The 19350-nt window shown below is 37.2% G+C and carries 19 protein-coding genes; 9 read left to right on the forward strand and 10 right to left on the reverse strand.

Features of this window, described 5'->3' with window-relative positions:
* The first annotated feature begins 558 nt into the window (after positions 1–558).
* A complete protein-coding gene (locus tag AC04QZ_RS03740) occupies positions 559–2718 on the forward strand; it encodes an FUSC family protein (RefSeq protein ID WP_478356628.1) in 2160 nt (719 codons plus the stop codon).
* 22 nt (positions 2719–2740) lie between these two features.
* Here the strand turns inward: AC04QZ_RS03740 and AC04QZ_RS03745 are convergent, their stop codons facing one another.
* On the reverse strand, positions 2741–3739 hold the full coding sequence (locus AC04QZ_RS03745) for a PorP/SprF family type IX secretion system membrane protein (protein WP_478356629.1): 999 nt from the start codon (positions 3737–3739) through the stop codon (positions 2741–2743).
* Positions 3739–6156, reverse strand: coding sequence for a hypothetical protein (locus AC04QZ_RS03750; RefSeq protein WP_478356630.1), 2418 nt, complete (start codon positions 6154–6156; stop codon positions 3739–3741). Before AC04QZ_RS03750 ends, AC04QZ_RS03745 begins: the two co-directional genes overlap by 1 nt.
* A gap of 402 nt (positions 6157–6558) precedes the next feature.
* Here AC04QZ_RS03750 and AC04QZ_RS03755 point away from each other — a divergent pair, with 402 nt between their 5' ends.
* The gene (locus tag AC04QZ_RS03755; RefSeq protein ID WP_086546445.1) at positions 6559–6969 is read left to right on the forward strand and encodes an organic hydroperoxide resistance protein; all 411 of its coding nucleotides are present in this window, start codon (positions 6559–6561) and stop codon (positions 6967–6969) included.
* A 139-nt stretch (positions 6970–7108) separates the two neighbouring features.
* On the opposite strand, the gene bioB is transcribed toward AC04QZ_RS03755, so the two are convergent.
* The 6 genes from bioB to AC04QZ_RS03785 all read right to left on the reverse strand — a co-directional run bounded on the left by bioB (position 7109) and on the right by AC04QZ_RS03785 (position 11951).
* Complete coding sequence (gene bioB / locus AC04QZ_RS03760; RefSeq protein ID WP_086546446.1) at positions 7109–8110, reverse strand: biotin synthase BioB; 1002 nt, start codon at positions 8108–8110, stop codon at positions 7109–7111.
* A gap of 112 nt (positions 8111–8222) precedes the next feature.
* Positions 8223–9572 carry a magnesium transporter gene (gene mgtE / locus AC04QZ_RS03765; protein ID WP_086546447.1) on the reverse strand — a complete coding sequence of 450 codons (1350 nt, stop codon included), beginning with the start codon at positions 9570–9572 and terminating at the stop codon, positions 8223–8225.
* 52 nt (positions 9573–9624) lie between these two features.
* Positions 9625–9921 carry a type II toxin-antitoxin system RelE/ParE family toxin gene (locus AC04QZ_RS03770; protein WP_478356631.1) on the reverse strand — a complete coding sequence of 99 codons (297 nt, stop codon included), beginning with the start codon at positions 9919–9921 and terminating at the stop codon, positions 9625–9627.
* Positions 9921–10163 (reverse strand): type II toxin-antitoxin system ParD family antitoxin, encoded by a 243-nt coding sequence (locus AC04QZ_RS03775; RefSeq protein ID WP_478356632.1) that lies wholly within the window; start codon positions 10161–10163, stop codon positions 9921–9923. The genes AC04QZ_RS03770 and AC04QZ_RS03775 overlap by 1 nt, the downstream gene beginning before the upstream one ends.
* Before the next feature lie 51 nt (positions 10164–10214).
* Entirely contained in the window at positions 10215–11336 is a 1122-nt protein-coding gene (gene corA / locus AC04QZ_RS03780) for a magnesium/cobalt transporter CorA (RefSeq protein ID WP_478356633.1), read from the reverse strand.
* A gap of 3 nt (positions 11337–11339) precedes the next feature.
* Positions 11340–11951: a WbqC family protein gene (locus AC04QZ_RS03785; RefSeq protein WP_478356634.1), complete on the reverse strand. Its 612-nt coding sequence runs from the start codon at positions 11949–11951 to the stop codon at positions 11340–11342.
* Between the two features lie 39 nt (positions 11952–11990).
* On the opposite strand from AC04QZ_RS03785, the gene AC04QZ_RS03790 reads away from it, so the two are divergent.
* Both AC04QZ_RS03790 and AC04QZ_RS03795 read left to right on the forward strand, forming a co-directional pair.
* Positions 11991–12863, forward strand: a complete 873-nt coding sequence (locus AC04QZ_RS03790) for a lysophospholipid acyltransferase family protein (RefSeq protein ID WP_086546451.1) — start codon at positions 11991–11993, stop codon at positions 12861–12863.
* A gap of 6 nt (positions 12864–12869) precedes the next feature.
* The gene (locus AC04QZ_RS03795) at positions 12870–13883 is read left to right on the forward strand and encodes a glycosyltransferase family 2 protein (RefSeq protein WP_478356635.1); all 1014 of its coding nucleotides are present in this window, start codon (positions 12870–12872) and stop codon (positions 13881–13883) included.
* Between the two features lie 71 nt (positions 13884–13954).
* Here the strand turns inward: AC04QZ_RS03795 and aroQ are convergent, their stop codons facing one another.
* Positions 13955–14371: a type II 3-dehydroquinate dehydratase gene (gene aroQ / locus AC04QZ_RS03800; RefSeq protein ID WP_478356636.1), complete on the reverse strand. Its 417-nt coding sequence runs from the start codon at positions 14369–14371 to the stop codon at positions 13955–13957.
* 49 nt (positions 14372–14420) lie between these two features.
* Here aroQ and xerD point away from each other — a divergent pair, with 49 nt between their 5' ends.
* Both xerD and AC04QZ_RS03810 read left to right on the forward strand, forming a co-directional pair.
* On the forward strand, positions 14421–15320 hold the full coding sequence (gene xerD / locus AC04QZ_RS03805) for a site-specific tyrosine recombinase XerD (RefSeq protein ID WP_478356637.1): 900 nt from the start codon (positions 14421–14423) through the stop codon (positions 15318–15320).
* A gap of 18 nt (positions 15321–15338) precedes the next feature.
* Positions 15339–15860, forward strand: a complete 522-nt coding sequence (locus tag AC04QZ_RS03810; protein ID WP_478356638.1) for a hypothetical protein — start codon at positions 15339–15341, stop codon at positions 15858–15860.
* Here AC04QZ_RS03810 and prmC read toward each other — a convergent pair.
* On the reverse strand, positions 15847–16719 hold the full coding sequence (gene prmC, locus AC04QZ_RS03815; RefSeq protein WP_478356639.1) for a peptide chain release factor N(5)-glutamine methyltransferase: 873 nt from the start codon (positions 16717–16719) through the stop codon (positions 15847–15849). The genes AC04QZ_RS03810 and prmC overlap by 14 nt on opposite strands.
* 80 nt (positions 16720–16799) lie before the next feature.
* Between prmC and ribD the strand changes: the two genes are divergently transcribed.
* Genes ribD through AC04QZ_RS03830 form a run of 3 tightly spaced genes read left to right on the forward strand, consistent with a single transcriptional unit; the run spans position 16800 to position 19323 of the window.
* Complete coding sequence (ribD, locus tag AC04QZ_RS03820; RefSeq protein ID WP_478356640.1) at positions 16800–17852, forward strand: bifunctional diaminohydroxyphosphoribosylaminopyrimidine deaminase/5-amino-6-(5-phosphoribosylamino)uracil reductase RibD; 1053 nt, start codon at positions 16800–16802, stop codon at positions 17850–17852.
* Positions 17853–18722, forward strand: a complete 870-nt coding sequence (locus AC04QZ_RS03825; RefSeq protein WP_478356641.1) for an EamA family transporter — start codon at positions 17853–17855, stop codon at positions 18720–18722. It begins immediately after the preceding gene.
* Positions 18709–19323 (forward strand): IMPACT family protein, encoded by a 615-nt coding sequence (locus AC04QZ_RS03830; RefSeq protein ID WP_478356642.1) that lies wholly within the window; start codon positions 18709–18711, stop codon positions 19321–19323. The genes AC04QZ_RS03825 and AC04QZ_RS03830 overlap by 14 nt, the downstream gene beginning before the upstream one ends.
* Positions 19324–19350 lie beyond the last annotated feature (27 nt).

A 19350-nucleotide genomic window follows, 5' to 3' on the forward strand; every position in this document is an offset into this window, starting at 1 on the left:
AGGTTTTGCAACTTTTGCGACTCGTGAAAATTTATTTCCAACTCGCCCGTCCGTAAACTTCGTAGTTTTCCATAATCTCTGTTTGGGCCTGTGCGATTTTCTTATCGTCCAATCTTTCGATGGTTATATATATCCTTACTTGGTTTAACCCTTTCAGAAATTAATCGTTTTCCCTGTAAACGCTCCGAAACAATTTCCCTTTCGGTTCCTTATCTCTTTTGGCTCGTTTTATCAGAATTCAAAGTACTTCGTATTTGATATAAACTAATTTAGGGCGAAAACATCAATTTGTCAAGAGAAAAATCAACGTTTTTATAAACAAAGTTATCCACCTAAAAACACTGGTTATCAACAAATTAAATCCACAAAATCATTGTTTTCATACAGCATTACGGGTTTACTTCAGCTTTATTAACATTTTAAAAAATGCACTTACAAACATTTTATAATATTTTGTTAATCAACAGCTTACCTGTTTTCTGCTTAAAAGTTAAAAAAAAGCAAAAAACTTAATTTTAATCGCAACAAAAAACTTCGCTATTATGTTATTTTTGTAACATGCAGATTAGGCAACCCATTAGAAATATACAAGACTTTTTATTGAGTACGTATTTTGCCGACGGTCTCCGCATTACCATTGGTGTACTGCTCCCCTCTTTAATTTTCGCCCAGTTTGGCATGTTAAAGTATGGCATGACGCTATCTTTAGGTGCTTTATGTGTTAGTGTGGTAGATAGTCCGGGGCCTATGGTACACCGAAGAAATGCGATGCTAATTACCACCGCGCTTATCTTTACCTTTTCCATCATAACAGGTTTAACCAACAAGAACCATTATTTTATTGGCTTTTTACTGGCGGTATCTAGTTTTGTATTTTCGATGTTTTACATCTACGGTCTCAGGGCAGCATCAGTTGGTACCGCAGTTTTACTAATCATGGTATTGAGTATTGATGATGTTCGCCCATGGCAAGAAGTATTGTTACATGCTGTTCTGATCCTGGCGGGTAGCCTTTGGTACACCGGTTTAAGCTATTTTGTGTACCGCTTACGTCCCTTCCGTTTGGTACAGCAATCGTTAAGCGATTCTATTTTAGAGGTTGCTGAGTTTCTACGCGAAAAGGCCAAGTTTTACCATCAAAATAACAATTATGATAAAACCTATTCTGATCTGCTACAGCTTCAGGTTGCTGTTCACGAAAAACAGGATGCAGTAAGGGAATTATTGTTTAGAACCCGCGAAATTGTGAGAGATTCTACCCCCGAGGGTAGATTCCTTTTGCTCGTATTTGTAGATATGGTCGATCTGTTCGAACAGGTCATGTCTACTTATTATAATTATCAGCAGCTGCATGATCAGTTTGATAAAGCAGGGATATTATCAGATTATGAGATGGCCATTAAACGGATTTCTTATGCCCTTGACGATATTGCATTTGCCTTAAAAAGTGGAGGAACTCCCATTGTTTCGAAACGTTTGCTGATTGAGATCGAGAGGTTAAAGATCAAAATCAACGATCTGGAAAAGAATAATCAAAATCAGGAGTACAATACCCTGGGCATTATTGCTTTGAAAAACATCGAAGTGAATATCGAAAATATACTGGCCAGGGTTAAAACCATTTTCAGCTATTTTAAAATCAGAAACAGCAAAGACATCAGGCAGGCTGAGGTAGATACAGAGAAATTTATCACCAGGCAAAAATTCGATTTTAAACTGTTTACGGAGAATTTAACCTACACCTCTTCTACGTTCAGGCATTCGTTACGGGTTACTGTGGTGATGTTACTGGGTTTTATAGTTGCACAAATCCTCAATTTTTCACATAGTTACTGGATTCTGCTCACCATTCTGGTGATTTCGAAACCAGGATTTAGTTTAACCAAAGAACGTAATTATCAACGTTTAATCGGCACCACTGCCGGTGCCTTTATTGGTATGGGCGTAATTACTTACATCCACGATCGGAACACTTTATTTATAATCCTATTGATTTGCATGATAGGTTGTTATAGTTTTCAAAGGAAAAATTACGTCGTGAGTGTGTTATTTATGACGCCCTATATCTTAATTCTATTCGATTTTCTGGGCATGGGATCGATAGCACTTGCCCGTGAAAGGATTTACGATACTTTTATAGGCTCTGGCATTGCGTTATTGGCCAGTTATTCCTTATTTCCGACCTGGGAGCATGAAAAGCTCAAGGAGGCGATGGTAGATATTCTAAAAGCAAACAAGGCTTATTATGACCAGGTCATTAAACTGTATTTTGAGAAAAACTACAATAGAACGGAATATAAACTGGCCCGGAAAGAAGTGTATGTAAGTACGGCAAATTTGGCATCACTGTTTCAAAGAATGTTTTCTGAACCAAAAAGCAAACAATTGTTTATTAAAGAAGTGCATCAGTTTACAGCACTTAGCCATTTATTGTCTTCTTATGTTGCAACCCTTTCGCTCTACAATAAAGAGCATCAATTTATCTTCGAAAGCTTCGAGTCCTTAAAACCAATTGCCAATAACACCAATTATTTATTGGATACTTCTATTGATAACCTGGAAAAGGGAACCAGTACCATTGATAATGTACCATTAATCAGGCTAAATGATACGGGCTTAACCATACAGAAAGGTGAAGACCTGGTTCCGGAGCAATTTGATCTTATCCAGAAAGTAGCTTACGATATTTACAAACTATCGGTAAAAATTAAGCTTTAGTTAACGAGAAAGCATTCCAGAATTAAAACTTAGGACAAGGCACTTTAAAGCCTTTAAAGTTGTTATGCCTATAGATAAAAGACAGCTCGTAGGTACGCGGTGTAGCACTCATTAATTTACTTCCATAAACCGTGTAATTAATACCAGCACTGATATTACCCATGGCTACGCCAACATAAGGATAAAATGAAGCTTCGTTAAATTTAAACCACATGCCAAAATTCAGTTTCATTTTAGTTTCATCGCCGGGCTTTAAACCTAAAACAGTACCAAAAATAACATCCTTGTTATTTTTCTGGGCATTATAAACACCCGTAAAATTTAAATCGACATTATTGTTAAGCAGGTAAAGCAAACCTAAATTAACGGTTTTACGAGCCGAAACCACATCGCTGCTGTTGCTTAACATGGCCTCCTGAGGTTTTGTTAAATGATATTGTGCATAACCTACAGCCACACTCCAATAATCGAAATTAGCCGCGAAATTAGCGCCAATATTTAAATCGAAATAGGAGGTTTTATCGTTCTTTAAATCGAGGTAGTTTGGCATCGAACTATCAAAACCACCCCCGCCATTATATTGAGAGGCAAAGGTAAGTTTATTGTAATCTAAATACTTCGAAACATAAGAAAGCTGTGGAGCTAAACCAAACTTAAAGCGATGCTCTTCATCCATGTATTGATAGTATGAAACACTGGCACTGATGTATTGCGATTTTAAGGCTTTATTTAAAGATTCATCAAACAAACCACTTAAGCCTAAACTGAAATAGCTGTTGATGAAATCTTCGTCGTCCACCAGCTTTACATCGCCAGATACACTGTAGGTATTATAAGGATCGCCTAAGTTGCCCCACTGTTGCCTTGTATTGGCTGCAATTCTATAATCGCCATCAAAAAAACCTGTAAATGCAGGATTTAGACTTAAAGGTGCAGCGAAGTATTGCGAAAACTTCGGGTCTTGTGCCCAACAACATATTGTAGTAAGGCTTAAACATAAAATGAGAAGCGATCTGTACATTATAATATGAGTATAGTTTTTCCTTTTGATTGAATTTTACCGCCGAAGATATCAATGCCTTCTGCAAACCAGGAAAATGTTTCCAGCGGCTGCATTTTACTTTTAAACTGTCCATCCCAGCCTCCATTGGCCAAATCGGCACTCTGATAAACTAAAATTCCCCATTTGTTGTATACCTTAAAACTGATTAACTTCTGAATGCCCACTAAAAAGGGATACAAGCGGTTATTGGTTTCTTTCTGTGGTGTAAACGCCGTTGGAACAACGATTTTCGGCTGTGGCAAAATCTCCACTTCGATTGATGCAGACGCTGTACAGCCTTTTTCGTTCTGTATAGAGATATAATAAATCCCCGCCCTGTTCACTTTTGTAGGATCATTTAAAGGTCTTTTTAAATCAGCATCTTGGAAATAACCAGCCTTTACAAACTCGCTACTTCCTTTGGTAATTTCTTTTGCTGTTAAATCGACAAATCCATTATCAAAAACAGCCTTGGGCTTATTGAGTACAATAGTCGGTGCGGTATTGAAACTTACCTCTATTTTACCAGAAGTAAAGCAGCCGCCATCATTCGAAGCTTTAACATAGTAAGTTCCTGCCTTTGCAATGGCTTTAGGAGAATTGATTTGATTAGTTAATGCTTCGTCGTAGAAATAAGAATAACTTAAATGATCGCCTGATCCAACGTAAAGCGCTGGATTAGAAATGTCTATTTTGTCTGGATAACATGCTGTTTCAGGATTTTTGATATGGAGCACCGGCATGTCACTAATCGTGATTTCAATCTGATCACTCACCGTACATCCATCCGCATTGGTTGCTTTTACATAATATGTACCAGATTTATCAACCTGTTTAGGATCTGTTAAGAGATGAGTTAATTCTTTATCTGTATAAAAGCTGTATTTAAAGGTAACATCACTTCCAGAGAAATATTTTGCTGCAGTAATATCCACTTTCGCGCTAATGCATACAGGTTTCGGATTACTTATTTTTAAAACAGGTTTATCTTTAATAATAACATCAATTGAAACAATTTTGCTGCAACCAAATTCATTGGAAAGTTTAACAAAGTACCGGCCAGATACAGCAATATGCTGTGGATCGGCAATCGTATTTGTGGCGGCCTCATCGCTAAAATAAGACTTTGTAATCCCACTTAATTCACCAAGGTATAATTCGGGTTTTGTAATATCTACACTTTCCGTGTAACAAACTGCGCCGGGATTTTTAACGGCAATATTTGCTGCATTAAATACCGAAATATGGATAGGAACCACACTTTCACAACCTTTATTATTGGCAGCCTTGATGTAGAAAGTTTTATCGGCCAGTATTTTTATCGGTCCGCTGATCTGTTTGGTTAAATCTTTGTCCTCGCAAACCAGATAGGTAAAATCATCTGATTTATTTAAAATGTATTTGGCGCTTAAAAGATCAATTTCAGCATTCTGACAAACTACATCCTTTGCTAAAACTTTAAGTTCGTAATCTATACCATGAATTAAAGTGCTAATGGTGCTTGGGCAGCCAAAACCCGTATAAGGTACCAAATCCAGCACTACCTTGGAACCATCAGCAGGCTTGGGTTTTATACTAATAGATTGACCTGAACCGTATTTCACCGATCGGTCTTCGTTATACCAGTTGTATGTCTGAAAACCGCTTGGCCCTGAAAGATCAAGTGCATTGGCACTTGCACAGTAAGTATTTCCTGTGATCGGATCTCCGCAAACATTATTGATATCTACATAAGCATAACCAAAATGCGCTCCCCGCGAACAATCGGTACTCACAAATTCTATTAACAGCTGTTTGCCCTGATAGCCAGATAAATTTATGGTTACCGGCGACCAATCTTTGTAAATTACGCCTTCATAATCGGCCGATTTTTTAAAACCAGGCAGCGATGAGGTAGAAACATATTCGAAAGATGCGCAAGAGATATATTCATTTTTCGCTACATCTTTTATTCTGGCAATAAAACGGGGTTGCTCAAAGGGTTCATGTATAGGATCTTCCAGTACCACCGCATATTGATAGGTTAAGGTAAATTCTGGTCGGTCTGTTGGAACGGTCATCAGGTATGAAATTCCATCAATCTGACCGCCCGTTACGTTATTCCCTAATTTAACGGAGAAGTTTCCTCCTGAAGGTGGAATTAAAGGAAAACCACCATACGGATCCATTAAATTTTTGTTGTTGATAATGGTATGCCTTCCGGAAACTGGTTTGGCCACCTCATTCATGGTTACTACATTCTGATTATTCTCGATTGCAATTGAACCCGCATAAATCTTCCAGTTCTGAAAATTTCCATTCTCAAATCCAATATTCTCCGGACAGGATTGTGCACATAATTTGGCTGACCAGGTAAAACTTACTACGATCAGCATCAAAAGCAATCTACTAATCAAAGTTGGGACGATTTAAATAGTTACGAAGTAAAAATATTGTTTTAGTGTATCCACAGTTATAGTGTCAGCTTAAAGTCATGGTTTTTTACACGAAACGGTTGCGATATAAAAAAGTGTTTACAAATACTACACTTTATCGATCAAAGAAACAAAGAACGCAACACACTGATAATAAGAAATATACAATCATCCTGTAACTATTTATAAATTACAAAACAATACTTTTACTAAACTTTGATGCAGGCTTAAAATCAGATGAAATACTTATTTTTTACATGAAATAGTCATTACATGTTTACACTAAGTCCATTTACGCCTTTAATGGTATGTTTAGGCAGTCTTTTAGCTGACTAAAAACAAAGACAGGTGTAGTTTGTTAGAGTAATCAAATAAGAAAAAATTATGGAAAAGCTATATACAGCTGAAGTTACAGCTACTGGAGGAAGAGACGGGCACATTAAATCGAGCGATGGAATTTTAGATTTTGATTTAAGAAAACCAAAAGAACTGGGCGGACAAGGTGGCGCAACCAACCCTGAAGAACTATTTGCTGCAGCATGGGGGCCTTGTTATTTAGGTGCACTAGGCTCGGTTGCAGAACGCGAGGGTGTTGACATTAGTGAGGCCAATGTGAAAGTATTAGTTTCGTTTAATAAAGATGGAAACTCCTTTGTGCTATCAGCAGACCTGGATGTTCACATTCCTGGAATTTCGCATGAGGAAGCACAGGCTTTAGCGGACAAGGCACATAGGGCTTGTCCTTATTCTAAAGCGACAAAGGGAAATATTGAGGTAAGAGTTACTGCGGTATAGTGTAAGTCGGGTGTTAACCTCTGAATGACTAAATGCTAAAATTTCAAATTGTATGAGATAGAAATATCTGACCTTAGGAATAACCAGAAACAAAAAAGTCCCGATCAAAACCGGGACTTTTTTATTACTTTATATTTAATTAAACAGCTTCCTGTTCGATCCTTGTATTTGCTGGTCTGCCATTTTTAAAGGCATCGCGGGTTTTCAGGCCCAGCAATTCAAACATTGCCATATCATCTATAAATGCCGGATTTGGCGTCGTTAATAATTTATCGCCTGCGAAAATAGAACTTGCACCAGCCATAAAGCAAAAAGCTTGTTCCAGCGTACTCATTTCATTTCTACCCGCCGATAAACGTACCACCGAATTTGGCATAACGATACGTGCGGTAGCAATCATCCTTACCATATCCCAGATTGGAACACGTGGCTGATTTTCTAAAGGAGTACCTTTTACGGGTACCAAAGCATTAACCGGAACTGATTCAGGGTGCTTTTCCATGTTTGATAAAGTCTGTAACATCGAAACACGGTCTTCTACCGTTTCACCTAAACCGATAATACCACCACTACATACGGTTAATTTAGCTTTACGCACATTTTTAATGGTATTTAAGCGATCATCGTAAGTTCTGGTCGAAATAATACGTTTGTAATCATCTTCAGAAGTATCGATGTTATGGTTATATGCATATAAACCAGCATCAGCCAAGCGTTGTGCCTGATTTTCGGTCAGCATGCCTAAAGTACAGCAAACTTCCATATCCATATCATTCACAGCTTTAACCATTTCAATCACCCGATCAAAATCGCGGTTATCGCGTACTTCGCGCCATGCAGCTCCCATACATAAACGTGATGCTCCACCCTCTTTTGCTTTAACGGCAGCACTAACAACCTGGCCAACCTGCATGAGCGGTTGCACTTCTAAATCGGTATGGTAACGGGCTGCCTGGGGGCAATAGCTACAATCTTCAGCACAGCCACCGGTTTTGATCGAAATTAATGAACTTACCTGAACTTCATTATAATCTTTATTTTCTCTGTGAATGGTTGCGGCTTCATAAACCAGATCTAAAAATGGTCTATTATAAATTTCGTGTATTTCTTCTTTTGTCCAATCGTGTCTTGTTTTTTGCATCGGGATCAGATTTTACAGATTTTAATTTATGTAGTCTTAGTTAAATTAACAGGTGCTCAATTTAGTTTTGCAAGCATTCAATCTTGAAATCCAAAAATCAAGTAACTCCTGATTATAGTAAAAGTTTACTGGCCAATCCTAAAATTAATAGGAAACCAAAAACATCGGTAAAAGTAGTAATAATTATAGATGATGCAATGGCGGGATCGATACCTACCCGTTTTAAAATAAGCGGAATACCCGCCCCTGTGATCCCCGCGATAACCAAATTACCCGTCATAGCCAGGAAGATAACCAAACCGAGCATCGGATTTCCGTCAAAAAAGAAAGCAAAAATAAATACAATTAATCCGTTAGCTGCACCGTTAATTAAGCCCACGGTAAACTCTTTCAAAACGGTTCTGTAAGCTTGCTTATCTGTTAAATCATATAGCGAAATACGCCTCACGGTTACTGCAAGTGCCTGGGTAGCAGCATTTCCACCCATCCCGGCAATAATGGTCATATAAGCTGCTAAAGAAGGAATGAGTTTAATAGTAGGATCGAAATAACGCACCACTGAAGATGCTAAAAAAGCCGTACCCAGGTTGATGATTAACCATGGTAAACGCGATTTTACCGCTTCAACCCAGTTACCGCTCAATTCCTCATCTTCCGATACCCCCGAAATTTTCAAGATATCTTCTGTACTTTCTGCCTCCATTACATCGATCACATCATCGAAAGTTACCCTACCCAGCAATTTCTGGTGATCATCTATTACCGGAATACTGGTTAAGTTATATTGCGAAATCAGGTTGGCCACTTCTTCCTGATCGGTATCAGGGTGCACATAAACGGCATCTATTTTAACCAACTCGGTTATCTTGGCATTGTGTTTCGCTTTAATGATGTCTTTTAACGAAACTATACCTTTAAAAATTTCCTCGTCATCAACCACGTAAATGGTATAAAACTCCTCCATTTCTTCACTCTGACGGATAATCTCATCAATCGCATCCTTTTTGGTGAGGTTAATGTTTACACAGATCAGTTCTGTGTTCATCAAACCACCCGCGGTTTTTTCGTCGTAAGTTAAAAGGTTTCGGATTTCTGAAGCGTGATCTTCGGTCAGGTCTTCTAGAATCTCGTTCTGTTCGTGGTCTTCTAGCTGGGAGATAATGTCGGTCGCATCATCATAATCCAGTTCTTCAACAATCTCGGTACGTTTATCAGGGTGTAGCTGAAAAAGTAAATCTTCAGGATGGGATTCTTCATCCATCTCAGAAATAATCTCGGAAGCTATTTCTGCCGGTAGCAGGTTGATAATATGCTGTTGTTCGGATTTATCCAAACGTTCAAACAAAATCGCAATTTCTGAGGCATGGTATTCCTCTAAAACTACTTTTAGAGTTTCATCACCAGCTAAAATTGCATTTTTAACCTTGAGTACGTCGCTTTTATCTATTTCGAATGACTGCATCTATAACCTAACCAAAAACGCCCTAAAGCTACAAATATTAAAAATTGATTTTTTACAATAAGTGACTTTTAATATTAGTCATTTGATGCAAAACCCTAATTATTTCTACTGTACCATCCTCACCCAGTTTGTAGAATATTAAGTGTGATTTAACCGATGAACATCTATATCCCTTTAATATATGATCCATTATCTTTCCATGTTCAAAATGGTTTGATAGATATTCACACTCATCGAGCAATAAACTGTAATATCGATCTGCCTGATCTTTAGACCAGTTTTTAAACGTATATAACCAAATATCTTCTAAATCTACTTGCGCAGCTTCACTAATACGGTAATTAACCATTATAAATGTTTGCGGTGTAACTTTTCCAAGTGCTTTACAGGATCGAAATCTTTAACGAACCCACTTTCCTCCCCTATTTTTAAAGCTTCGCGCAACAGTTCAATTTGCTTCTCCTCTTCCTCTAACAGCCTTAAACTTGTTCTAATTACCTCACTGGCAGAATTAAATTTCCCAGACGCTATTTTTTCACTGATAAAATTATCGAAATGATCGCCTAATAATATTGATGTATTTCGCCCCATGATTACTTATTTATTTCTAAATATACCAATAATTGGTACAAACACAAAACCTTATTTAAACCAGCCTTTACGCCAAAAATAAATTACCTGCAAAACCGCAATCACAGCCATTACAATCCAGGTATACAAGTAACCATGTTCCGCGTATAATTCGGGCATATTATCTTTCAGTATTTTTCCGGTTGTAGGATCTTCCCTGCTAAAATTCATTCCATAAATCCCTGCAATAAAGGTTAAAGGAATAAAAATTGATGAGATGATGGTTAGAACCTTCATAATTTCGTTCATCCGGTTGCTGATAATCGATAAATTCATATCGATATTGGCAGAAGCAATCTCTTTCAGTGATTCTATAAAATCAATAATCTGGATACAATGATCGTAAGCATCCTTCATATAAGTTTTGGTCAGATCGGATATTAAGGGACTATCAGTACGGATAATATCATTCAGTTTATCCCGCTCCGGCCAGGCCACTTTCCTAATCGTGATTAAAGACCTTTTAATAGCTTGTGTATCGTACATGATTCTCCGGTCAGGATGATCGTATAAACGGTCTTCAATTGTATCCAGCTCTTCACCCCAGAAATTTAATAAGGCAAAATAATTATCCACAATAACATCCATAATGGCATACATCAGGTAACTAATGCCTCCAATACGAATATTGCCCTTTCCTATTTCCAAACGTTTCCTTACAGGTTCAAAACAATCAGCATAAGTTTCCTGAAAGGTGATCATTGTACGCTCTGATAAGATAAAAGAGATCTGATCATTATTTAAAGTATTCTCTTCGTTTAAAAACAGATGCCTGCTTACCGCAAAAATGTACTTATCGTTATCATATTCATCCAGCTTAGGGCGCTGGTAAGAACTGGTAATATCTTCCAGTACCAGCCTGCTGATATCTAACTTTGAATAGAGCGTTTCAAATATATTCGGATCACCCAATCCTTTTATATCAAACCAATAACAAAAATCTTTATTTTCAATCAGTTTATCAATATTATTGATGTTCTCCAGTTCCACTTTTTTATAACTCTTTTCGTTATAAGTATGAAGTACAATAATTGGTTTTAATGCATCTTCATCAATAGTATATAAACCCGGACTGGTACCTGGTGCTGGAACTTTATAGTGCTTATGGCGGTTACGCGGCTTGTTTTTTCCCATACATTATAAATATAGCCGGGCTTGCGGGCCCTGGTTAAACAACAAATCAACAATACTTAAGTTGGGCAAAAATTGATGTCTATCTTCAAAAACCTGATAATATGGCTTATTGTTTACAATATCTTCCTCTTTTTTAGGATTCATGATGGTACGATAATCCAGCTCCGGCGCTATATCATCAAAATACTCGGTGGTCACCTCGAAGGTTTTATTTAGTTTTAGCTTTTTGCTCAGCCACTCTAGCAGTTCGAGGTTATAATCGAACAAAAATTCGAATTTATTGGTATAAAAGCGCGAAAGTTCGTCTTCATAAAACTCGAAATAGGCTGAACTTCTGTAACAGCTTTCCAGGCTTAACCAATGTAAACGTTGCCATTTAAAATCATAACTAATCCGCACATCTTTCATTTGCGTGTGTGTTTTTGAGCCTTTAACCACAGGAACGGTAATATCCAGTTTTCCATTGGGAGAATAGATACTGGCCCTGTTGCGGTAAGTCTGCTTAGCTAAATGTTCATGTTTTTCGATTAAAAAATCTGTCCCAAGTTTTTGTAATAAAGTAAAATAGCCCACTGGTGGAAGATAAAATAATGGAAGTATAGCTGTATTCTGCATTTGAAAATTTATGTTTGTAGTTGAAACGTTTTAAAAATAATGATTAAAAGAGGGATTGCGCACGTTGGCGTATTTTTTTTATACCTGTTATCGCTGCTGCCTTTACCTTTGCTCTTTTTTTTTGCAAGATTACTATATTATCTGCTTTATTACGTAATAGGCTATAGAAAAAAAGTTGTCAGACAGAATTTAACCCACTCTTTTCCTGAAAAAGCTCCTCTCGAAATTAAGGCTATTGAGAAAAAATTCTTCCTGTATCTGGCCGAGCTTATTTTCGAAATCATTAAAATGACCAGCATTTCGAAAGCCGAAACGTTAAAACGCGTAAAATTTACGGGTTTGGAGCAACTAGAAGCTCATTTTAAAGCTGGAGAAAGTGTACTTGCCTGCACAGGCCATTATGGAAACTGGGAATTGGGTACTTTAGCTTTGGGCTTAAATATCTCTGCCAAAACCATGGTGATTTATAAACCCATTAGCAATAAAGTTTTTGGAAAGTGGTTCGATTATGCACGGACAAAATATGGGAATGTTTTTATCGCCATGCGACAAACTTTGCGGGGAATAGCCGCTTATAAAAACGAACCCACGCTTTTATGTTTTGCAAGCGATCAATCGCCTACCAGAGAAGAAACGAAATATTATGTAAATTTTCTGCATCAGCCCACTGCGGCACTTTTAGGAGTAGAAAAAATTGCGAAGTCTACTAAAAGACCGATATACTATTTTAAAGTGAACGTAGTTAAAAAAGGCTATTACCACATAGAAGTTTTGCCCATGTGCCTGGATCCGGAACGAATGCATGAATTCGAAATTACCGATCTACACTTTAAGTTTTTAGAAAATATTATTAAAGAACAGCCGCAATACTGGCTTTGGAGCCATAAACGCTGGAAATTTAAACCCGAATAAAAAAGAATGAACCCATCTGTAGCCGTTGTAATTTTAAACTGGAATGGAAAAGCATATTTAAAGCAATTTTTACCAGGAGTTTTGCTTTCTGAATATGATAATCTTCAAATTGTGGTGGGCGATAATGCCTCCACCGATGATTCTGTTTCATTTCTGCAAGAAAACTTCCCTACCGTTAAAATTATCCGGAACGATCAGAATTATGGTTTTGCAGGCGGCTACAATAAGGTTTTAGAACGTGTTGAGGCTGATTACTTTATCCTGCTCAATTCGGATGTGGAGGTAACTCCCAACTGGATACAGCCAGTGATTGACCTGATGGAAAGCGATGCACAGATTGCCGCAGCACAACCTAAGATTAAATGGCAGTTAAACAAAAAACAATTCGAATATGCAGGCGCTGCCGGAGGGTATCTGGACATCTACTCTTTTCCGTTCTGCCGGGGCAGAATGTTTAATGTATATGAGTTTGATCATGATCAGTACAATGATCAAACGGAAGTTTTTTGGGCAAGTGGAGCTGCATTTTTCATTAAAAGCAGATGTTGGGAAGAAGCCGGAGGTTTAGATGCTGATCTGTTTGCACATATGGAGGAAATTGATCTTTGCTGGCGTTTAAAAAACCTCGATTATAAGATTATGTATTGTCCGGATGCCGAAGTTTACCATGTAGGTGGCGGAACATTACAAACGGAGAATCCCTTTAAAACCTATCTCAATTTCAGGAACAACCTCATCATCATGCAGAAAAACCTACCTGCTGGCGATGCCATTTTCCGAATTACAATCAGGATGTTTATTGATTTTGTTGCATGGTGGCACTTTTTGCTAACCGGAAAACCTAAATTCACCATGGCAGTGACCAAAGGTCATTGGCATTTTCTTAAATCGCTTTCAAAAACGAATAAAAAGCGCAAAAGCGTTCAAAAAGCATATAGTGAACATAGCGGAGTATACAATAACAGCGTTGTATGGGCATTTTTTATTAAGAAAATCAAATATTTTTCGGAATTGAAGTAAGAAGTAAGTTGTGGATCGTCCGTAATGCATGAGTTTTAAGATTCCCGCCTGCGCGGGAATGACGCCAGTTTTTAAATCAACAAACTTTCAATAGCCAAACGATACCCCTTCATGCCAAAGCCTGTTAAAACGCCCTGACAGTTTTTCCCGGTTAAAGAAACATGACGATATTCTTCACGGGCATAAATATTAGAGATATGTACTTCAACTACAGGCGTTTTAATCGCTGCTATCGCATCAGCAATCGCTACTGAAGTATGTGTATAACCGCCGGCGTTGAGCACTACCCCATCATAACTAAAACCAACTTCATGCAGTTTATTAATAATCTCGCCCTCAACATTACTCTGATAATATTCAATTTCAATATCCGGATAAACCGTTTTTAATTCTTTAATATAATCTTCAATACTGGTGTTTCCGTAAATAGATGGTTCGCGAACGCCTAATAAGTTTAAGTTTGGGCCGTTAATAATTTGTATTTTCATAATATAATGTTGTAACGTTGCAATGTTATAAAAAATCTCAAATAAAAGCATGCTTTGGCCATCATATATTAAAGGATTTAAATCGTATTTAAAGTTAGAGCGGTCGTTATCCGGCAATTCTGTTGATGCCTATCTGAGCGATATTGATAAACTGATCCAGTTTTTTCAATCTTTAAATGAGGAACCCAAACTAACAGATATAACCATAACGCATTTAAAATCTTTTATCTCCTGGCTGAATGACCTGGGTATGCAAGCCAGTACGCAGGCTCGGGTAATATCAGGATTAAAAGCTTTCTTCTCCTATTTAATGCTCGAGGAGGTGATTTCGAACGATCCTACAGCGCTGCTTGAAGCACCAAAACTCAGCAGAAAATTACCTGATACATTAAACATTTACGAAATTAACGAACTTATTGCGGACATAGATGCCTCAAAACCCGAAGGCATGCGCAATAAAGCCATTATGGAAGTATTGTACGGCTGTGGCTTGCGTGTAACAGAATTAACCGAACTCAGGATCTCAAATGTATTTCCGCAGATTGAATTTATAAAAGTAATTGGAAAAGGAAATAAAGAACGTTTGATCCCTATTGGAAGTGTAGCGTTAAAATTGCTTGATATTTACATCAATGAAGTGCGTGTACATGCTAATATTAAAAAAGGACATGAAGATTTTATCTTTTTAAACCGTTTTGGTGCTAAACTTTCGCGTATTTCAATTTTTAACCTGATTAAAAGCCTGGCCATTTCTACAGGATTAAAGAAAACGATTAGTCCTCATACCTTAAGGCATTCATTCGCTACCCATTTAATTGAAGGAGGTGCCGATTTACGAGCCGTACAGGAAATGCTTGGCCATTCGAGCATTACCACCACAGAAATTTATACGCACATCGACAGAGACTATTTAAGAGAGGTCATTACGCAGTTTCATCCGAGGGCTTAACTATAAATAAATTAAAATATGATTAGTATTACGGTTCCATTTGATAAACACATTTTCATTAAAAGTAATAAACTTAAATTTAGATTAGAATATAAAAAAAGCTATATAAAATTGCTCATCTATATTATACTAACAGTTGGATTAATGATTTTAATTGCCATCGATAAGGGACCAAGCTCCTCTTTTTACGGAATAGTTGGAGTGATACTTTTTATATTAACATTTAATTATGTATTAAGAATTATAAATGTACGAACTCTTTTTTTTAGAGAAATGGATGCCCTGGGTGAAAAACATGAGAAACAGAATTTTATTTATACTTACGAATTTACTGATAATGAGTTTAAGTATTTTGATAAAGAAAAGCGATATTATTTAAAATGGGAAGCTTTCTCAAATTACTCACTTAGTAATGATTTCTTTATATTGTTAATTGACAAAAAAATATTTCTCATGCTGCATAAGTCTGAAACAAGTGAGTTACAATTTAATGATATTATTGAATTAACTAAATCTAAGCTGGATTTTAAAGAACTTTAGTAATTTCAGCACTCACCATTCTATCCTTCCCTTGCATATCCTGCCTTAACTCAATATTTACAAAGCCTTTATCTTTTAACATTTCAACAGTTTCTTTACCTAGATATTCGTTGATCTCGACATAAAGTTGTCCGTTAGGTTTTAGGTTAGTTTTTGCAAACTCAGCAATAGCTTTATAAAATATCAATGGGTTTTCGTCACGAACAAATAAGGCTAAATGGGGTTCATAAACCAATACGTTATGATGCATATCTGCCTTTTCTAAATCCCTGATATAAGGCGGGTTACTTACGATTATATCAAATTTTTCTTCAGATCTGAAAGTCAAAATATCGGCTTCAATAAACCTGATCTGCTCTCCCAGCCGTTCAGCATTGTGTTTGGCTACAGTAATGGCATGAGCAGAAACATCCAATGCAGATACTTCAGCTTTTGGTAAATGTTTTTTAAGTGTGATGGGAATGCATCCAGAACCGGTTCCGATATCTAGAATACTGATTTTATGGTTACTGTTAACTGAAAACTGCGAACGGTTATCTGAAATAATCCAATCTACCAGTTCTTCTGTTTCCGGCCTCGGAATAAGCACATGCTCATTAACGCTAAAAACAGCGCCATAAAAATGGGCTTCTGCTAAAATGTGTTGAATAGGTTTTCCAATCTGCAAATCGTTAAGGATACTCAGGAGTTTTTGCATGTTGATGAAACTCACATCAATATTCTTTTGCATGATCAGTTTACCGGAAGATAAGGCTAAAACCTTCTCAGCAGCAATACTAAATAATGCTTTTGCTTCATTACTATCATATAATGGCTCAAGTTCTAGTTCGTAATGCTCGGCTAGTTCTCCTATCTTCATATTTACAAAATTACTTAATTGAGATGATAACAGCGCTGTTTTGGTAAGGCCATGACTCTTTTTTTACTACTTTTGCGCTAATGAGCGATGAATTTTATATAAAACGCTGTCTGGACTTAGCGGCCCTGGCTTTGGGTAACGTTAGTCCGAACCCAATGGTTGGCTGTGTTATTGTGGTAGACGGCAAAATTATTGGAGAAGGATATCATCAGGAATATGGAAAATCGCACGCCGAACCCAATGCCATTAAAGCTGTATTTGATCACTTTGGCAATGAGGCTGAAAATTTATTAAAACAAGCTACTGCCTATGTAAACCTGGAGCCCTGTGCGCATTTTGGCAAAACACCTCCCTGTGCAGATTTGCTGGTCAAACATCAGTTAAAAAAGGTAGTTATTGGCAACAGAGACCCTTTTTCTGGAGTTGACGGCAAAGGTATCGAGAAACTCAAAAATGCGGGAATTGAAGTGTTAAGTGGAATTTTAGATGATGAATGTCGCTATTTCAACAGAAGGTTCTTTACCAGGATCCAAAAGCAAAGGCCATATATCATCTTAAAATGGGCCGAAACCGCAAATGGCTATTTTGCGACAAAAGATGGTCACCAGAAATGGATTAGCGGTGCCCTGGCCAAACGTTTGGCGCACCAATGGCGTAGCGAAGAAGATGCCATCCTGATCGGTAAACAAACTGCGATAATGGATAATCCGCAGTTAACTTCGCGTGAATGGCCTGGCAAAAATCCCATTCGTCTGGTAATCGACAAAAACCTTCAGGTGCCAGTCACAAACCATATTTTCAATACAGCGGCCAAAACCATTATCTTTAATGAGGTTAAAACCGATGTAATAGAGAATATCCATTATATCCAAATGGAAGATATGCACTTTTATTTAGCGCAAAAAGTTGCCTTTCAGCTCTACCTGATGGATATACAATCGGTAATTATTGAAGGTGGCGCAAATATTTTAAATCAATTTTTAAGTACCAACCTATGGGATGAAGCGCGTATTTTTACTTCATCTAACAGTTGGAATGAGGGAGTTTCCTCGCCAGCCATTAATGGAAATTTGCAAGACACTGTACAAATTGGAAATGACAAACTCTCTATCTATCTAAACGACATCAAATAAATGATTTACATTATTTTAAGCATCTGCTGCAGTGTTACTGTGGCCGTTTTATTAAAACTGGCCAAGCGATACCAAATCAGTATTATTCAAGCCGTTACTATCAATTACCTTGCTGCATTAAGCTTATGCTTTCTATTCTTCAAGCCTGATGTTAAACTGATTACCTCTAGCGCGCCATGGTCGATTTATATTGCCTTAGCTATTCTATTGCCATCGATATTTTTATTCCTTGCTGCCTCGGTAAAAAACCTGGGCATTGTTAAAACCGACATTGCGCAGCGTTTATCGCTATTTATTCCGATACTGGCCGCTTATTTTATTTTTAAAGAAGATTTTAATAACCTTAAAATTATTGGTCTGGCAATAGGTTTTGTGGCAATTTTCTTAACTTTTATTCGGAAATCTGATCATGAAGAAAGCAGTAAAGTAGGACTCCTATATCCCGTTATGGTTTTCATTGGTTTTGGGGTAATCGATGTCCTTTTTAAACAAATTGCATTATACAAGGAATTGCCTTATACTACATCCCTTTTTACTGTTTTTTGCCTGGCTTTTATCGTTTCATTGCTTATCGTAATTTCGATGGTGCTGGCCGGCAAAATAAAAATACAGCTGGTAAATGTGGTTTGCGGACTTATTCTAGGGTTCTTTAATTTTGGAAATATCCTTTTTTATATGAAGGCCCATAAAGCCTTAGCCGAAAATCCATCTACCGTTTTTGCAGCCATGAATTTAGGGGTCATTATTGCAGGTACCTTAATTGGCGTAATTGTTTTTAAAGAAAAACTAAGCAAATTAAATTATGCAGGTATAATTTTGGCAATTGCAGCCGTTATCTTTATTACACTATCGCAAAATGCTGTTCGATGATTCATATAAAACCATCGAAAGTACTTCAGAAGGTATATTTCGAGATAAAGGCAGCAAATTTATTGCTTATGCCTACCCAATCCGTAGCGAGGAAGAAGTGAAACCGATTATCACCAGTTTACGTGCAGAACATGCCAAGGCCAGGCACTTTTGTTATGCTTATCGCCTAACGCCTGACCGGTCAGTTTTTAGGGTGAATGATGATGGCGAACCTTCTGGTACTGCAGGCAGGCCAATCCTGAATTGTTTATTATCAGAAGATCTGACTAATATCCTGATGGTGGTTGTTCGTTATTTTGGAGGCACATTACTGGGGGTTCCTGGTTTAATTAACGCATATAAATCTGCTAGTATAGAGGCAATTAAAGCAGCTGTCATTATCAACAAAACAGTTAATGATGTTTACGAAGCCTATTTCGAATACCTGCACATGAACGAGGTAATGAAGTTGAGCAAAGAAGAAAACTTGCAGATATTAGGGCAGCAATTTGACACCAATTGCATATTGAAATTTGAAGTGAGAAAAGCACAACTCAATCAGGTTTTAAGTAAATTTGATAAAATTGATGGTGTTAAATTAAAATACCTGCAAACGATTTAATAACCATGTCTTGAGTAATGATTACAG

This window comes from Pedobacter folensis, assembly GCF_056490665.1.

Bases quoted from the DNA above. Each gene is read 5' to 3' on its own strand.
- AC04QZ_RS03740 (WP_478356628.1), top strand. From the start codon at position 559: ATGCAGATTAGGCAACCCATTAGAAATATACAAGACTTTTTATTGAGT.
- AC04QZ_RS03745 (WP_478356629.1), bottom strand. From the start codon at position 3,739: ATGTACAGATCGCTTCTCATTTTATGTTTAAGCCTTACTACAATATGT.
- AC04QZ_RS03755 (WP_086546445.1), top strand. From the start codon at position 6,559: ATGGAAAAGCTATATACAGCTGAAGTTACAGCTACTGGAGGAAGAGAC.
- bioB (WP_086546446.1), bottom strand. From the start codon at position 8,110: ATGCAAAAAACAAGACACGATTGGACAAAAGAAGAAATACACGAAATT.
- mgtE (WP_086546447.1), bottom strand. From the start codon at position 9,572: ATGCAGTCATTCGAAATAGATAAAAGCGACGTACTCAAGGTTAAAAAT.
- AC04QZ_RS03770 (WP_478356631.1), bottom strand. From the start codon at position 9,921: ATGGTTAATTACCGTATTAGTGAAGCTGCGCAAGTAGATTTAGAAGAT.
- AC04QZ_RS03775 (WP_478356632.1), bottom strand. From the start codon at position 10,163: ATGGGGCGAAATACATCAATATTATTAGGCGATCATTTCGATAATTTT.
- corA (WP_478356633.1), bottom strand. From the start codon at position 11,336: ATGGGAAAAAACAAGCCGCGTAACCGCCATAAGCACTATAAAGTTCCA.
- AC04QZ_RS03785 (WP_478356634.1), bottom strand. From the start codon at position 11,951: ATGCAGAATACAGCTATACTTCCATTATTTTATCTTCCACCAGTGGGC.
- AC04QZ_RS03790 (WP_086546451.1), top strand. From the start codon at position 11,991: ATGATTAAAAGAGGGATTGCGCACGTTGGCGTATTTTTTTTATACCTG.
- AC04QZ_RS03795 (WP_478356635.1), top strand. From the start codon at position 12,870: ATGAACCCATCTGTAGCCGTTGTAATTTTAAACTGGAATGGAAAAGCA.
- aroQ (WP_478356636.1), bottom strand. From the start codon at position 14,371: ATGAAAATACAAATTATTAACGGCCCAAACTTAAACTTATTAGGCGTT.
- xerD (WP_478356637.1), top strand. From the start codon at position 14,421: ATGCTTTGGCCATCATATATTAAAGGATTTAAATCGTATTTAAAGTTA.
- AC04QZ_RS03810 (WP_478356638.1), top strand. From the start codon at position 15,339: ATGATTAGTATTACGGTTCCATTTGATAAACACATTTTCATTAAAAGT.
- prmC (WP_478356639.1), bottom strand. From the start codon at position 16,719: ATGAAGATAGGAGAACTAGCCGAGCATTACGAACTAGAACTTGAGCCA.
- ribD (WP_478356640.1), top strand. From the start codon at position 16,800: ATGAGCGATGAATTTTATATAAAACGCTGTCTGGACTTAGCGGCCCTG.
- AC04QZ_RS03825 (WP_478356641.1), top strand. From the start codon at position 17,853: ATGATTTACATTATTTTAAGCATCTGCTGCAGTGTTACTGTGGCCGTT.
- AC04QZ_RS03830 (WP_478356642.1), top strand. From the start codon at position 18,709: ATGCTGTTCGATGATTCATATAAAACCATCGAAAGTACTTCAGAAGGT.